We start from the raw sequence: 15,737 nt of genomic DNA, 5'->3' as shown, positions 1-15,737 counted from the left end.
GGCGGACCGTTTTGACTCCTGAGGGATCAGCACCATCTGAAGATCCACTTTTGCCAAGTGCCCTTCTTGGCAAAAGTTAGCTGAAGAGCGTGCCCCTAGGCAGACTAATGTCGCAACGTCCTGTTGCAACGTCTGCACTAGTACGTCCTGTACGTCGGAAAGCAAAACGGTCCGCCGCAGCGGCGCTTTACACTTCGCCTTCTATATCTTTGTCAAGGGGGGTTATTAAAGGAACGATCAACCCCTGTTTCTATGGAAATGAAGTTACTTTTTAATGTGTGAAAGTTGGGATATTAATGTAAAAAAACCTTCATTCTAAAAAAGCGTCTCTTTTTAGAATGAAGGTTCTTTTTATTTATATGCTAATGCTTGCTTTTGAGCAGAAGAGGCTTTTTTGCCATGTAAAATGGTATACAGCCCTGCTGTTACGAGTACAACCAGACCTAACACGATATAAAGTGTGCTAAATCCAATGGCTGGCGCAATAAATCCGAGGATGTATGGCCCAAATCCTAATCCGCCATCTAAGAAGATAAAGAAAGTGGATGTTGCCAGCCCCATCCGATGTGGCGGTGTCAGCTTGACTGCAATCGCCTGTGTACAGGATTGCATATTACCAAAACCAAGCCCAATCAATACTCCTGCTAATAACAGGGTAAAGCTGCTGTGAGCAAACCCTAAAACAATCATACCGATCGTAAACAGGACAAATGCAGGATACATCACAATATTTGCCCCTTTTAAATCGATTAAACGCCCGGTAAATGGACGAGAGAGTAATACAGCAATAGAATAAACAAGGAAGAATACACTTGCTGTGCTTACCAGATCCAGCTCTATCGCATAGGTATTGAGGAAGGACAGTACACTGGAGTAGCAAAGAGCTAAAATAAGTGTGATGATCGCAATTGGCACAGCTCTAGGCTCTACGAATTGAGAAATAAAATGCTTTTCTTCCTCTTTTTCTATCTCTTTTTCCTCCTTGGTTTCCTCGATAACTGGGATTTTCACAAAAAAGACCGTAAAGAAACTGATCACACCAATTGCTAAACAAAGACCAAATATCCCTTGCATGCTGGTATGCTGGCTCATATATAAGCCTACGAATGGCCCTAAGGCAGTTGATAAGGTAGCACTCATACTATAATAGCCGATTCCTTCCCCTTTTCGTGCTGCCGGAATAATCTGCGCTACAATTGTACCGGTGGCCGTACTTCCAAAACCAAGTCCAATCCCATGGATAAATCGGTTAAAGAGTAAAAAGCCGATGCCAAAATTAAAGAAATATAAAGATGTAGCTACAATAAATATAATAACCCCGATAAACAGTGTTTTTTTCTGACCAAATTTCTCAATATAACGGCCAATAAACAGGCGTCCAATCAGTGCACCGACAATAAATATCCCGACTACCAGTCCGGATTGACTTGCAGTTGCATTAAATTCCTCTGCTGCATATACTCACATCACAACCACAAGCAGATAAAAAACAAGTGTTAATAAAAAATTAACTGCGGACACGATAATAAAATCTTTTGTCCATAACTTCGATTCACTACTCACTTCGAAACCCTTCTTTACTTAAAATATTATCTTGAATCTTCATTAAAAATTGAAAAGAAATTTGCTTCTCTTCTTCTGTTAACCCTTCGGAAATGCTATGCTCTAATGCCGTAATCTCTTCTCTGCACACCTGATATACGCGCTTTCCTTCCTCGGTCAGCTCAATAATTTTTTCTCTGCGGTTGGTACTCGGCACTTCTTTAATTAAACCAGATTCCTGCAGGCGGTGAACCCGTCTGGTGATCCCCGGTTTTTCTACTTGATAATAATTGGAAATATCAACAAGTGTTGAGGTACCGCTATCCTTCAGATAAATAATAACCTGCCAGAGGGAATAAGAAAGCTGATACTTTTCCAAAAGATCATTCAAATGCTTCATTAACAATCGATGTGTACGTATATAATGCCGAAATAATCCTTCCATTTGCTAACCTCCACACATAATTAACCAGAGTAACTATTAACCTAGGTAACTATACAGTTTATTACTAATATTGTCAAGGGGTGATTGAAGAAAAAATGACGGCTCTCCTTGGTTGGAAAGCCATCATTTATCCCACGCTGTCTTTTATGATAAAAGGAAATCTAGTCTCTATTGATTTTTTCTCAATATCTTATAGATTCCCCTAATATCCTCCGGGCTTGTCCGGCAGCAGCCGCCGATAATTTTCGCTCCTTTTTTAGCCCAATCAGCAGCTGTATCCATATGAATATGGTTATCTCCATACCATGTTTTCATTTCTGGATTATAATGTTCGCCAGAATTCGGATAGATAATAATAGGTTTTTGCGTACAGGCGTGCAATACTTGAACAGATTCACTGACAAATTCTGTTGTCACACAGTTTACACCTATAGCTGCAACCTGGCTGCATGCGTTTAAAACTTCTGCACATTCTTTTAGGGTCATTCCTTCACTGATATGAACCGCATCTCGCAACGTAAACGTCATCCATGCAGAAATATCAGGAAATTCTTTCAGTACATCACAGATAACTCGTGCTTCCTGAAGAGATGGAATGGTTTCCACCGCTAATAAATCCGCTCCCGCTTCCACCAAAGCTTCTATACGCGGCTTGTGAAAATCATATAAAAACGAATCACTTACGCCGTAGTTCCCGATGTACTCTGAACCATCTGCAAGATAAGCGCCATATGGCCCAACAGAACCGGCTATTAATGGATAGGGACGGAATGATCCCATTTTTTCCATCCAGTAATCGTCCCGCGCCTGCTGTGCTAATTCTACTGTTTTTTTCATAAGTGCTCTTGAATCTGCTTCACTTATCCCGCGCTTTTTAAAACCATCTATACTTGCCTGATAGCTTGCTGTGATTGCAATATCTGCCCCCGCCTCAAAATAAGCATAATGAACCTTTCTGATTTTTTCAGACTCGTCCAGCAAAACACGAGCTGACCACAAGGGATCCTCCAAATCACAATCCAGTTTTTCTAATTCTGTTGCCAATGCACCATCTAAAATTAATGTATTAAATTGATCCAGCAGCTGTTCAATCGGATTAACTTTTACCATTACCTGCAACCTCCATCTCATTTTATTTACTAGCTTAACGCAATCTCTTCTTTCTGCAAATTTTTAAAAGTTATCTCTTCGCATAATGTGTAAATCCTTCCAAACAGTGGTATGTTATATGTAAAAGGATAGTGAGGGATTATATATGAAGCTTGTACTGATTAGACATGGACAAAGTGAATGGAATCTGGCCAACCTTTTCACTGGATGGACCGATGTGGATTTAACAGATCATGGAGCTGCAGATGCGAAGCATGCAGGTCAAGCATTGAAGCAGCATGGGTTCCACTTTGATATAGCTTATACATCCTATTTAAAAAGAGCCATTAAAACACTGAATTATGTTTTAGAGGAAACAGACAGCCTGTGGGTCCCCGTCCATAAATCCTGGAAGCTGAACGAAAGGCATTACGGCGCTTTGCAAGGATTAAACAAGCAGGAAGTGGCAGAGAAATACGGGGCTGAGCAGGTGCATATCTGGCGCCGCAGTTTTGATACAGCTCCTCCGCTTTTAGAAAAAGAAGATGAACGTTATCCTGGACATGAGCAAAAATATAAAGAAATACCCGAAGATGAAATCCCTCTCGGTGAAAGTCTGGAAACTACCATCAAACGCGTTATCCCTTACTGGGAGGAAGTAATAAAACCATCTGTAAGAGCAGGGAAAAGTGTTATTATCGCTGCACACGGGAACAGTTTAAGAGGTTTAATGAAATACCTTGAAGATATCAGCGATGAGGATATTGTAAATGTTTCCATCCCTACCGGAGTTCCACTTGTTTATGAATTAGATGACAATTTAGAACCTGTTTCAAAATACTTTATAGATCAGGAAGAATAAAACTTCATTCAGCAGAGAATCAACGTCTCTGCTGAATGAAGTTTTATTTTATAATCTGCGTGCGCTCGTATCTGGTCCAATATAAATATTACGTCTTCCCCGGCCTGTTTGAATCGTCACGACATTTGGATACGGCTCTGCTAAAATCGTATAAGTCAAGCCTCCAAAAGCTGACGGTGTAAGGCTCCAATCACTGTTTTTCTTTACAGGAGTAACATTTAAGGGATACGTTCGCCAGGTGGATGCAGATGCTGGCAAATGAACACGTTTGGCTGAGGAGCCGGTAGAAGTATTACCAGAATTCCCTCCAGATCGGATGGCATTTAATAGCCGTGTATTCTGTGCAGCTGTTCCCGTATAATTTTGAATACCATAAGAGCCAGCCAGCCTGGCACGATTGGCAAAGCTGGAATCTGTTCCAACGGATTTCAAATAATCTACAATTGAATTCGTTTTGCCTGCACCTGATGAAGCGCCTCCCTGGTTATTACTGGAGCCGCCGGAATTACCGGAAGACCCTGAGCTGCTTTTAGAGGATAATTGAAATATCCTCGCGATTCCTCTCGCATGCCCTAAAGCGATTTGCTCCAAAAATGCATCCGATTTCAATTTCGCTGCATCTGCCGCATGGTCGATAAACCCATTTTCCGTTAAAATAGCTGACATTGCCGACTCACGCAGCACATGAAAATTTGCTTGTTTTCTCCCTCGATTTTGAAGGTTCACCTGCTTCATGACTTCTTCATGCATGATTTGCCGATATCTTCCGGTTGCTCCTTGATTAGAAAGACTGGAGTGAATAAAGTCTTCGTACCCAGAACCTCCTCCGGCATTGATATGAATGGAAACAAAATAATCTGCGCCCCACTGGTTCGCATCATTGGTCCGTGCAGCCAATGAAACGGTTCGATCCGACGTACGGCTCATCCGAATTTGATGCCCCTGATAACGATTGTTCAAGATATTTCGTATTTTCAAAGCAATCGCCAGCGTGACATTTTTTTCTTGGAGTCCTTGCCCTACAGCTCCTGTATCACTTCCTCCATGTCCAGGATCCAAGTAAATCTTCGCCATATAGAATTCCTCCTTCCATTTAAGATATAGAAAAAAGAGCTTGCCCGTATGGACGTGCTCCTTACGTGATTTGCTGATTTTTATTACACGACAATAAATAGAAGCATCTTCCTTCTGTAATTTTCCAAAAATTCGTATAGAATTAAGCACTTATTTGTGCTATTCTATTATCTATATATCAAGCATACATACGGTTTTTCAAAAATTCGGACAAGTGCTGGTACTTAATTATGAAGGGGGAAATATTAATGAGAAAGAAAAAAAGTCTGCTATGGATGGCACTCTTAGCATTGCTAGTTTTGCTTGCTGCCTGTGGAGATAATGCATCTGATACAAATTCGGATGATGCACAGCAATCGGAATCAGAAGGATTAACCACTGTTGAACTCGGAATGCTAAAACTGACGAGCTCAGCACCACTATTTATTGGAATAGAGCACGGATTATTTGAAGAGGAAGGAATCGATCTCCAAGTAAATTGGTTCGATGCGGCACAGCCAATTGCTGTCGCTGTAACAGGCGGGGATATTGACGTCGGTGCAACGGGAATTACTGCAAGCCTATACAATATGGTTGCGGGCGGAGAGGAATTATTAATTGTAGCTGATAAAGGAAGAGAACAGGAAGGCTATTCCTCCACTGCATTATTAGTACATAATGATGCAGATATCGAATCTGTTGAGGAACTGAAAGGGAAACAAATTGGAATCACTCAAACCGGGTCGACTTATCACTACATGGCCGGAAGATTGCTTGAGGAACACGGTCTGACAACAGATGATGTGGAACTTGTTCCATTAAACAGCATCCCTGGATTAATGGAAACATTGGAAAGTGAACAAGTAGATGCTGTCCTTTTAAATGAACCGAATATTTCTCTTGTGCTGGAAGAAGGCTACGGGAAAGTTATTGAGCAGGTTGGCGATGCATTTGACTACCAGACATCAGGAATCTTTTTCTCCAATGCCTTTGCAGAGGATGAAGAAACGGCAGTTAATTTCATGAAAGCATATGCAAAAGCAACCCAATATTATTATGATGCTGTTCTTGTCAAAGAAGACGGAGAAATCGTTCCAGGGGAAAATTATGAGGAAGTCATCAATATTATTGCAGACTATACGGATCAAGAACCGCAGTTGATTGAAAGCGGGCTGCCTTATATGGACCGGGATGGCGTACTGCTCTCAGAAGATATCCAAACACAAATTGACTGGTATGCAAAGGAAAACTTAATTGATGCGAATGTCAATGCCGAAGATATCGTAAATACCGAGTTCCTTGAACAAGCTTTAAACGAATTGGAGTAGTGACCGTATGAAAATCGTCATTGAAAATGTTATAAAAAAATTTATCGATGCCAAAAAAAATGAAGTGACCGCATTGAACGATATCAATTTCTCTATCAACGAAGAGGAATTCGTCGTACTGGTCGGACCAAGCGGCTGTGGAAAATCGACGCTTTTGAATATTGTAGGCGGGTTATTGTCGCCTACTTCCGGTGATGTATACTTTGATGGAATCCAACAGGATCCCACACTTGGTATCGTGTTCCAGGAAAACGCCCTATTTCCTTGGAGAACCGTTTTTCAGAATGTTGTCTATGGACTGGAAGAACGGGGCGTAAGCAAAAAAGAGCAGAAGGAAATCGGTAATCACTACCTTGAAATGGTGGGCTTATCTGATTTTAGAGATGCTTATCCGAAACAGCTGTCCGGGGGAATGAAGCAGCGGGCAGGAATCGCCCGGGCTCTTGCTGTAGAACCGGATTTACTCCTGATGGATGAACCATTTTCTGCGCTCGATGCTCAGACAAGAACATTAATGCAGGAAGAATTACTTACCATTTGGAATCGCACCCGTCTAAGCACACTTTATGTAACGCATAACATCCAGGAGGCTGTCTATCTGGCCGATCGTGTTATTGTTTTATCCCGGCATCCCGGGCAAATAAAACAAATTATCCACATTGACCTGCCAAAGACGAAACGAAATAGCGAAGAGCATATACAGCAATTTAACCGCTATTCCGAAGAGATTTGGGAGCTCATCCGGCACGATGCCCAGAAAGCCTTGAAGGAGTGATTCGTTATGGAAAAATCAATAGAACAAACATCTCAAAAAACAAATCGAAAAGTCATTAAAAACCGTGTTGCTTATCTCGATAAACAAGTTCCTTTCTACACTCCTTTTGTAGGTATCCTTGGATTACTTCTATTGTGGGAATTGATTGCGCAGCTGGGATTTGTTTCCCCGCTCTTTCTTCCTGCCCCGTCAGTGATTATAACAACTGGTTGGGAAATGCTCACCAACGGGGAAATTATAAGTAACTTGAGCGCCAGTTTATACCGGATTTTAATGGGGTATGCGCTTGGTTCCGTTTTCGGTATTTTAGTCGGGTTAATTCTTGGTTTCTTTCGAACTGCTGATGCTATCGGAACTCCAATTGTCTATTCCATTTACCCGATTCCCAAAATTGCCTTACTGCCATTATTTATCCTGTGGCTTGGAATTGGCGAGCTATCCAAGGTAACCATTATTGCGCTTGGGGTCTTTTTCCCAGTTGTCATCAATACCTTTTCCGGGGTAAAGAATGTTGATCCGCTGCTGGTTAAAGCTGCTGTCACATTCGGTTCCAGCCGTTTCAATGTTATTCGCAAGGTAATCCTTCCCGGTGCATTACCGATGATTTTTGCAGGACTCAAGCTTGCTGCCGGGACTTCCCTGCTTTTACTTGTATCTGCTGAAATGATTGCTGCCCAGGAAGGACTCGGGTCCATGGTTCTCCACTACGGCAACCTGATGATTATATCAAAACTGATGGTGGGCGTTTTGATTTTATCAATACTAGGATTGACCTTTAATAAAGTTCTTAAATGGCTGGAAGGTAAATTAATTCCGTGGAAATAAAAAAGTTTAAATAGAAAAAATTCAGATAAATCATGCTTCATAAACGGGACCCTATGAAACAGATACGGTTAAAAAACAACCACTCTATTCTGTTTTATAGGGTTCTTTGCCATATATTTATTTTAGAATGATTGTACGCGGGAGTTGATTATACGTGGGCATTATTTTTCCGTTAACGATTCTAAACATCCCCTCATCCAATTGGGGCGAATTCCATATCTAGGTTTTTTAGAAAACGGAAAACGCGAATGCTTTCAATGTAACCCTTCACATGGGGGCCACTTTACTGAAACAGGGAGGAAACTTTGCACTATCCTTTCTTATAACACAAAAAATAAAAATGAAACTTACCATCCTGACAAACGTAGATTTAGTAGGAAGGGGGAGACCTTATATGGTATTTCCGTCAAAAAAAGATTGGTGGATGAGAATTGTTATCTGGGGAGCGGCTCTGCTTCTTATTATACCGCCTGTTTTCTTCCCAAACTTCGGTGTGTGGATGACTCCTGCATTTTTAGATAAGCAATGGATAAAAGTAATCATCTTGGGCTTTACTGGCATTCTTTTATTATGGATTTGGTTCAAAACGAATTACACGGTTGAAGAAAAAACACTAAAAATAACTTGCGGACCTTTTAAGAAAAAAGTAAAAATAGATGATATCCGCAGCATTCGGCAAACGAAAGATCCATTTACTGCTCCAGCTCTATCTATGGACAAACTTGAAATTAATTACGATTCATTTAAGATTATCGCCATTTCTCCCAAAGATAAGCAGACATTAATCCATCATTTATTAAAACAAAACCCCAATATAGAAATAAAGTGAGCCTTTAAACAACCAGATTCCTATAAAAAAACTCTGCTTTGGCGGTTCCAGATGGCTGAACAGCGATAACAGATGAAAAGCAAAAGTCCACAGACATGATTCGCCTGTGGACCTTTCAATTATAAATTCTTCTTATTTTGTACTGACCAGAATTTTAGATTGGCTTTTATCGTTAAGAAGTAATTCAAATCCTTCTTCTACGATATTATCTAATTTAATTTTATTCGTCACTACTTTTTCAGCAGGGATTTGTCCGCTGGCAATTAAATTAATCACACGATCGTAGATATTGGAATATGCCAGAGAGAATTTAATGTTAGCTTCTTTAATTGTTGATGCAAAAGCATTGATTTCCGGATTTTGTCCAAAAATCGCTAACACACAAACCGTACCTGTACGTTTAATAGCTTCCAGACATGTATCAAATGTCGGCTGAACGCCTGCACATTCTAATGCCACGTCAACACCGTCGCCATTCGTATCTTCCATAACTGTGCCAATCACATCATCTTCCGCTGGATTTAATGTTTTTACAAATCCAAACGTCTCTGCTAACGCTAAACGCTCTTTCGAAACATCACTGACAAATACTTTGCTTGCACCAGCTGCACGAGCTGACAGAACGGTTAATAGGCCAATTGGTCCTGCACCGGTAACCAGTACCGCGTCCCCTGCTTTCACACCTGCCATCTCAACCCCATGATAGGTTACTGCAGTCGGCTCTACAAGTGCTGCCTGCTCCAATGTCATATGATCCGGGATTTGATGACAATATTGTTCTTCCATGACACAGTATTCTGCGAACCCGCCATCATCAGCAAGGCCGATAAATGCGGCATTACTATTTCTGCAAAGGTGATAATTTCCTTCCCGGCATTCCTTACATTCTCCGCAGCGAAGGTTTGGTTCGATACAAACGCGGTCGCCAGGCTTGAACGAGGTAACGCTGCTGCCCACTTCTGTCACCGTGCCGCTAAATTCATGACCCAATGTCAGCGGAGCTTGTCTTTTTGATATTGGATGCTCTTCTGTCGGAATACCAACAAAATGAGAATAAGCATGTAGGTCTGAACCACAGATACCAGTCCATGCTACTTCTACTTTCACATCTTTTGCCCCAACTTCTTTTACTTCGACATCCTCTACACGGACATCTTCTTCAGCATAAATTCTTGCTGCCTTCATAGAAACTCTCTCCTATTCTATAATTTTTCTTATAAAAGGCAGAGTTTGCTTTCACTAAATGAAATACGCACCTGGTTATATAAACCTATTTTTCCAGCAAACACACTCTGTCTACCAATCCATTATACCATGCAACTAGTAATAATTAACTATAAATGCTCATGCAACCATAAAACGAAACTTCATTCAGCGGGAGTTTTACGGACGGTTCCCCGTGATAGATTGTAAAATTACCTGAAAAAGACAAAATAAATAGTTGAAAGAATAAAGTAAGTCAGCATCCCCAGCAGAAATACCAAAATATATTTGATTGCTTTCTTCATCACCGCTCACCATCCTGTTCGAAGTTATTCGTCTATTAACTTTTCCAGTACGACCGCAATGCCATCCTCTTCATTCGTTAAAGTAATTTCATCTGCTGCACGTTTCAATTCATCCTTTGCGTTCTCCATGGCGATACTTCTGCCAGCGTATTGCAGCATGGTATAATCATTTTGTCCATCACCGAATGCGATAGTATCTTTTGCTGCAATCCCTAAGGAAGAAAGTGACTGCTCAATTGCGTTGGCTTTATCAATATTCTTGTCCGTGAATTCAAAATAAAATGGAGCAGAAAATGCTGCTGTTACTTGGCCTCGAAACGGCTCTTGCATTTGTTGATAATGGGCTTGCAGGTAATCCTGCTCCCCTGCTACTAAAATTTTATGTACTGGAAAATCCACAAAATCAGCTAAATCATCCACCTCACACAATTTCAGACCAGCCCCTCTGGCTTCATACCTAATAATATTGATTGCTTCTCCTTCATAATGAATCACATTGTCATACACATCTTCTACATACAGATAATCGTCCCGGTCAATCATTGTTTTAACTGTAAAATTCCGCAGATGCTCTAAAACAGCTTTTGTGTAGTTGACAGGCAGGGGCTGGCTGAATAATTCTTTCCCTGTTTCACATTCAACTACTCTTGCTCCATTATAAGATACTATCAACCCCTGATAAGCACTCATTTCTAATTCATTTGCAACATTCTCCATCCCTTTTGATGGTCTTCCAGATGCTAAAACAAGCTTTATCCCCTGCCTCTGCGCCGCCATTAATACTTTCTTTGTTCTTGGCGAAATTACTTTTTCACTTGTCAGTAAGGTCCCGTCTAAATCTAATAATATGGCTTTTGGCTTCATGATTTGTCTCCTCTGTTCTGCTTTTTTATTTACAAATTATGTTTCAAACTTTCCCGATGTACGGAACGTTATTTTAGATAACTCTTTCTATCTTTTCCAATACATAGCTATCGTTCTATTATATTTTAAAATAAGCTGTTCATCTATTTTTTGATGTAACAAAAGAACCTTCTATCTTTTTAGCTGCTTCTCTATCATAGAACGGAATTGTTTATAGTGGAAGGGGAATGGTACGGATACGCTGAAAATACCTTCAAGCACAAAAACTCATATCCGCCAAGACGCAGATACGAGTTTTTCAAATCAATTTTAATTTCCTTCGTTTAATTCAATAGCCTGCTTCAAAACTTTATCTCCCTGCATCATTCCATATGCCATTTGATCAATGACAGCCACTTTCACACCTTGGGGTTCTACTTTTTCTTTGATTTTCCCCTCTAGATAGCGAACTTGGGGTCCGATAAGAACAACATGTAACTGATCTAAATGATTCTTCAGCTGTGATTCTGCAACCGCTTCAATATCAGCAGCTACATTTTGCGCTTCTGCTGCTTCCTTCATTTTCTTCACAAGCATCGACGTAGACATCCCCGCTGAACAAACTAAACGTATTTTCATATTATTTCTCCTCCAGACGAATTATTTTTTGATGCATATCTATCATTTCAACGGCTAAATCCTTCACCGTTAATGCGTTCATTAAATGGTCCTGCGCATGGATCAGGATTACGGAAAGCGGAGTTTCTTTCCCATTCGCCTCGTCATGCAATAGGCTTGTCTGCATATAATGCGCTTCCGCAAAGGCCTCCTCCGCAGCATCCATCTTTATAGCTGCTTCTTCAAATTTTCCTTTTTTAGCCAGCAGCAATGCCTCCATCGCATCCGATTTTGCATTTCCTGCATGTAAAATAATTTGAAAGGAAAGCATTTGCACTTCTTCTTTTGTCATTGTCATGTTTTATTGACCTCCCATTTTCTCTTTCATCGCACGTACGCCTGCCATAATGAACGGGATATAGATAATCACCGCCACAGTCAGGTTAATAAGCTGAAGAATAATCCCTCTGGCGCTGCCGCCAGTTACCAGGTATCCGCTTAAAATCGGCGGAGTTGTCCACGGCAGAATTGCTACTGTTTTTGGTACCAGTCCTGTTGACAACGCGATATAAGAAATAACGGTTAATGTAACTGGTACAAGAATGAACGGAATCAGGAAAATTGGGTTTAAAACGATTGGCAGCCCAAAAATCACCGGTTCGTTAATATTAAACAGTCCTGCTGGAGCAGATACCTTGGCAACCTCCCGATATGGATGGTTCTTCTCTTTTCTTATCACAATAAAAATAGCTATCAAGAGTGCAATCGTTGTACCTGAGCCTCCCATAAAGACAAAGGAATCTAAAAATGGCTTGGTCACCACATTTGGTACATCAAACGCAGACATACCCTGTTGGAAAAGGCTTGCATTTTGCTCAATCAATGGCAGATAAACCGGCTCAATAACCGATCCAATAATATTGGTACCGTGTAAACCAAAGAACCAAAGCAAATGATTTAAGAACGAAACAACCAGTGCTGCAGGTAATGTATTTCCCAGACCTTGCAGCGGTTCTTGTATCGCATTAAAAATAACCTCAAACATGCTGATTCCTACGAATACACTGATAAGCGCCTGGAATAAACCCACTAATGCAAGTATAATCATCGCTGGAATCAATGCAGCAAACGAGCGGGTTACCCCTTCCGGAACGCCATCCGGCATTTTGATTGTAATATTCGCCTTCACCAGAAGACGGAATAATTCAGTTATCAGCAGCGCAATAATAATGGCCACAAATAATCCTTGAGCGCCCAGCCAGGCAAAATTCAATCCCCAATCTGCTGTTTCCGGTACTAAGATGATATAGGAAGCAATGGAGATCAAACCTACCGATAATCCATCTATTTCATAAGACTTAGCTAAATTATAAGCGATTGTAAAGGAAATGAGTAGTCCAATTACGGCAAACGTTCCATTCCAAACACTTCCGCCCAGCGTCTGCCAGTTTCCTTCCCCAAAAATATTATTTAAAATCTTTACCATATCAAAGCTTCCAAAGGCAGGGAAATTATTAATCAATACGGCTAACGAACCGATAATAATCAAAGGCATAATTGCTACAAAACCATCACGAACAGCAACTAAATGACGTTGTGAACCGATACGGCCGGCAATTTCAATAAATTTTTGCATAAATGTATTATTCATTTTTCTTCCCCCTAGCGTTTAAATTGTGGCAAGTAATCTTCATGTGCTTCCAACAGTTCATCTAAAACCACTTTTGCTTTTTTCTCATCTTGAATTAATGGATTTACCAAAAAGGCATTATAGGCATCCTTGTAATCTCCTGACATACTCGCCTTGATTACCAGCTCTTCCATTGCTTTCATATTTTGAATCATCCCCCGCATCGGTGCAGGAATCTTCCCAATTGTAATCGGCTTCGGACCATTCTTTGTAATCACGCAATTCGCTTCAATCACTGCATCATAAGGTAAATCAGGAATCGTGCCATGATTCCACGTATTTACCGTTTGGATATCTTCTTTGTTATTATAAATAGAATCCATTAAACTGCAGGCAACCTGACTGTAAAATGCACCGCCGCGCTGTTCCAGCTCTTTTGGCTTCTCTCGGAGACTTTCTTGTTTATATAGTTCAAACAGAGATTCCTCTAACGCTTGAACAACCTCCGCTCGTGTCCCATTCTCCTCATAAGCTTTTAGATCTTTTTCCAATACGGTTTCCGACTGGAAGTAATATTGATGGTATGGATTCGGCAATAGTCTGGCAGATTTAATAAATGTTTCTGACCAATCTAATGGCATAATATTCGCTGGACTGTAATCAAACTCTTTTTGAAGCAGCTTTTGGAATACATCCTCTGTCCGATCCTCCCCACTGACATAGACTTTGTCTCCAAACACAAAATGGTTCAACCCGATAAATTGAATCCATACATCCTCAGGAGGCACCTGTAATAATTCAGCCGTAGAATGACGCATATTAAATGGAATATTGCAGACACCAATAACCTTTTTATGTGCCGAATGATTCAGCAGCGCTTCCGTAACGATACCTGCCGGATTGGTAAAATTAATCATCCATGCATCTGGACAAAGCTCCCGGACTTCTTCAGCGACTTCCATTAATACCGGGATTGTTCGAAACGCTTTCATTATTCCGCCAGCACCATTTGTTTCTTGCCCAATCATTCCATGCTTCAACGGAATGCGCTCGTCTTGGGCTCTTGCTGCTAATCCGCCAACCCGAATCTGTGTCGAGACAAAATCTGCACCTTTTAAAGCACTTCTCCGATCCAGTGTCCAAGTTAATTCAATAGCTGCACCAGCCTCTTCTATCATTCTGTTTCCTAATTGACAAATTGTCTCTACCTTTTCTTTTCCAGCTTCCACATCTACCAGAACAATTTCTGAGACAGGTAATGTCGGCTGCCGCTCGATAAGTCCTTCTAAAATTTCTGGCGTATAACTAGAACCTCCACCGATAATTACTACTTTTAAAGACATAATCGACTGCTCCTTTAATTCTATTTTGTAATCGCTTTAATTGTTCCATCTGTATTACTTGCTTTAAATGTATCATACAAATTTTTGTTTGTCTATATAAAATAAAATATAAATGTTGTAACAATTGTATTTTTATCGATTATCTAGTAAACTATCTTTATAGTAGAAACTTTCATAAGAATTTAGATGCTGATTTCTTAAAGAATGCTATGGATAAAATCACTTTTTCGTGTCTTTAGTCCTATTCATTGCTTTATCCCTTGTACTTTTACACTTAAAAGGGTATGATTTTTTAAAAGTGTCGCTAAAGGAGTACGGAATCTATGGAAAGAAACCAATCACTACACACTTATATCAAAGAAGAATTGTTACATCGTATTAAGACAAATCAATATCAGCCCGGCGAGAAAATCCCTCCCGAACTGGAATTATGTAAGAGCTTTAATGTCAGTCGTACCACGGTTCGTACCGCTTTAAATCAGCTTACATTAGAAGGTTATTTAGTTCGTCAGCAAGGACGGGGCACGTTTGTTGCAGATAAAAAAGTAAAACAGGCTTTATCCCAGACAGTCAGAAGGTATAGTGACCAATTAGCCGATCAGGGAAAACATCCGGAAATTGAAGTATCAGATATTTCTGTCGTTGCTGCAAATGAATTATTATCTGATCAGCTAAATGTGAATCTCCAGGATCCTATTCAACGTATTGAGCGTGTCCGTAAAGCTAATGGAGAGCCTACACAGTATGAAGTAGCTTATGTCCCCTGGTCTGTTGCTCCGGGAATTACAGCAGAACATGCGGGTCATTCTCTATATAAATCATTAAACGAATTCTTTGATGTGTGGATTGCGAAAACCTCAGAAAATATCGAAATAGCTTTTGCAGATGAGCAAATATGCAAATTTTTAGAGTGTGAGCAAGGTCTGCCCTGCTTCTACATTGAAACACTGGCGGAAGATAAAGACGGAAATAAAGTTGAATTTTCCAGATCTTTTTTTCGGGGAGATAAAACAAACTTCTCGATTGAACGTACTTATTCGAAGTAAT

At 40.4% G+C, this 15,737-nt stretch carries 14 protein-coding genes and 2 pseudogenes; 6 read left to right on the top strand and 10 right to left on the bottom strand.

The genetic code is table 11. The annotated features are described in order from the left end of the window. Positions 1–351 precede the first annotated feature (351 nt). From MKX55_RS03075 to mmuM, 3 genes and pseudogenes are all read right to left on the bottom strand, one after another. Positions 352–1,563 (bottom strand): annotated as a pseudogene (locus MKX55_RS03075) (MFS transporter). Next, positions 1,556–1,987, bottom strand: coding sequence for a MarR family transcriptional regulator (locus tag MKX55_RS03070; protein ID WP_339182310.1), 432 nt, complete (start codon positions 1,985–1,987; stop codon positions 1,556–1,558). Before MKX55_RS03070 ends, MKX55_RS03075 begins: the two are co-directional and overlap by 8 nt. A 168-nt stretch (positions 1,988–2,155) precedes the next feature. Continuing rightward, on the bottom strand, positions 2,156–3,097 hold the full coding sequence (gene mmuM, locus MKX55_RS03065; RefSeq protein ID WP_339235995.1) for a homocysteine S-methyltransferase: 942 nt from the start codon (positions 3,095–3,097) through the stop codon (positions 2,156–2,158). A gap of 145 nt (positions 3,098–3,242) precedes the next feature. Between mmuM and gpmA the strand changes: the two genes are divergently transcribed. Continuing rightward, a complete protein-coding gene (gene gpmA / locus MKX55_RS03060) occupies positions 3,243–3,938 on the top strand; it encodes a 2,3-diphosphoglycerate-dependent phosphoglycerate mutase (protein WP_339182305.1) in 696 nt (231 codons plus the stop codon). Positions 3,939–4,457: 519 nt separating this feature from the next. Here the strand turns inward: gpmA and MKX55_RS03055 are convergent. Next, positions 4,458–5,012: pseudogene (locus tag MKX55_RS03055) on the bottom strand (N-acetylmuramoyl-L-alanine amidase); the annotation flags it as partial. A gap of 248 nt (positions 5,013–5,260) precedes the next feature. Here MKX55_RS03055 and MKX55_RS03050 point away from each other — a divergent pair. The 4 genes from MKX55_RS03050 to MKX55_RS03035 all read left to right on the top strand — a co-directional run bounded on the left by MKX55_RS03050 (position 5,261) and on the right by MKX55_RS03035 (position 8,748). Then, a complete protein-coding gene (locus tag MKX55_RS03050; RefSeq protein ID WP_339235992.1) occupies positions 5,261–6,319 on the top strand; it encodes an ABC transporter substrate-binding protein in 1,059 nt (352 codons plus the stop codon). 7 nt (positions 6,320–6,326) lie between these two features. After that, entirely contained in the window at positions 6,327–7,094 is a 768-nt protein-coding gene (locus MKX55_RS03045; protein WP_339182301.1) for an ABC transporter ATP-binding protein, read from the top strand. Between the two features lie 6 nt (positions 7,095–7,100). Beyond that, complete coding sequence (locus MKX55_RS03040) at positions 7,101–7,919, top strand: ABC transporter permease (RefSeq protein ID WP_339182299.1); 819 nt, start codon at positions 7,101–7,103, stop codon at positions 7,917–7,919. A 394-nt stretch (positions 7,920–8,313) separates the two neighbouring features. Continuing rightward, positions 8,314–8,748 carry a PH domain-containing protein gene (locus MKX55_RS03035; RefSeq protein WP_339235990.1) on the top strand — a complete coding sequence of 145 codons (435 nt, stop codon included), beginning with the start codon at positions 8,314–8,316 and terminating at the stop codon, positions 8,746–8,748. Between the two features lie 132 nt (positions 8,749–8,880). Here the strand turns inward: MKX55_RS03035 and MKX55_RS03030 are convergent, their stop codons facing one another. The 6 genes from MKX55_RS03030 to MKX55_RS03005 all read right to left on the bottom strand — a co-directional run bounded on the left by MKX55_RS03030 (position 8,881) and on the right by MKX55_RS03005 (position 14,690). Further along, positions 8,881–9,933, bottom strand: coding sequence for a 2,3-butanediol dehydrogenase (locus tag MKX55_RS03030; RefSeq protein ID WP_339235989.1), 1,053 nt, complete (start codon positions 9,931–9,933; stop codon positions 8,881–8,883). 347 nt (positions 9,934–10,280) lie between these two features. Next, positions 10,281–11,120 (bottom strand): Cof-type HAD-IIB family hydrolase, encoded by an 840-nt coding sequence (locus tag MKX55_RS03025; protein ID WP_339235987.1) that lies wholly within the window; start codon positions 11,118–11,120, stop codon positions 10,281–10,283. A 309-nt stretch (positions 11,121–11,429) separates the two neighbouring features. Next, positions 11,430–11,738: a PTS sugar transporter subunit IIB gene (locus MKX55_RS03020; RefSeq protein ID WP_339182291.1), complete on the bottom strand. Its 309-nt coding sequence runs from the start codon at positions 11,736–11,738 to the stop codon at positions 11,430–11,432. Position 11,739: 1 nt separating this feature from the next. Beyond that, positions 11,740–12,075, bottom strand: a complete 336-nt coding sequence (locus tag MKX55_RS03015; protein WP_339235985.1) for a PTS lactose/cellobiose transporter subunit IIA — start codon at positions 12,073–12,075, stop codon at positions 11,740–11,742. A gap of 3 nt (positions 12,076–12,078) precedes the next feature. Continuing rightward, positions 12,079–13,368, bottom strand: coding sequence for a PTS sugar transporter subunit IIC (locus MKX55_RS03010; RefSeq protein WP_339182286.1), 1,290 nt, complete (start codon positions 13,366–13,368; stop codon positions 12,079–12,081). Between the two features lie 11 nt (positions 13,369–13,379). Further along, positions 13,380–14,690, bottom strand: a complete 1,311-nt coding sequence (locus MKX55_RS03005; protein ID WP_339235983.1) for a 6-phospho-beta-glucosidase — start codon at positions 14,688–14,690, stop codon at positions 13,380–13,382. A 323-nt stretch (positions 14,691–15,013) separates the two neighbouring features. Between MKX55_RS03005 and MKX55_RS03000 the strand changes: the two genes are divergently transcribed. Further along, entirely contained in the window at positions 15,014–15,736 is a 723-nt protein-coding gene (locus MKX55_RS03000) for a GntR family transcriptional regulator (RefSeq protein WP_042531552.1), read from the top strand. Position 15,737: the final 1 nt, after the last annotated feature.

The sequence above is a fragment of the Oceanobacillus sp. FSL W7-1281 genome (genome assembly GCF_037969835.1).
GTDB lineage: Bacteria > Bacillota > Bacilli > Bacillales > Amphibacillaceae > Oceanobacillus > Oceanobacillus oncorhynchi.
This window is presented reverse-complemented; position numbering and strand designations above follow the sequence as displayed.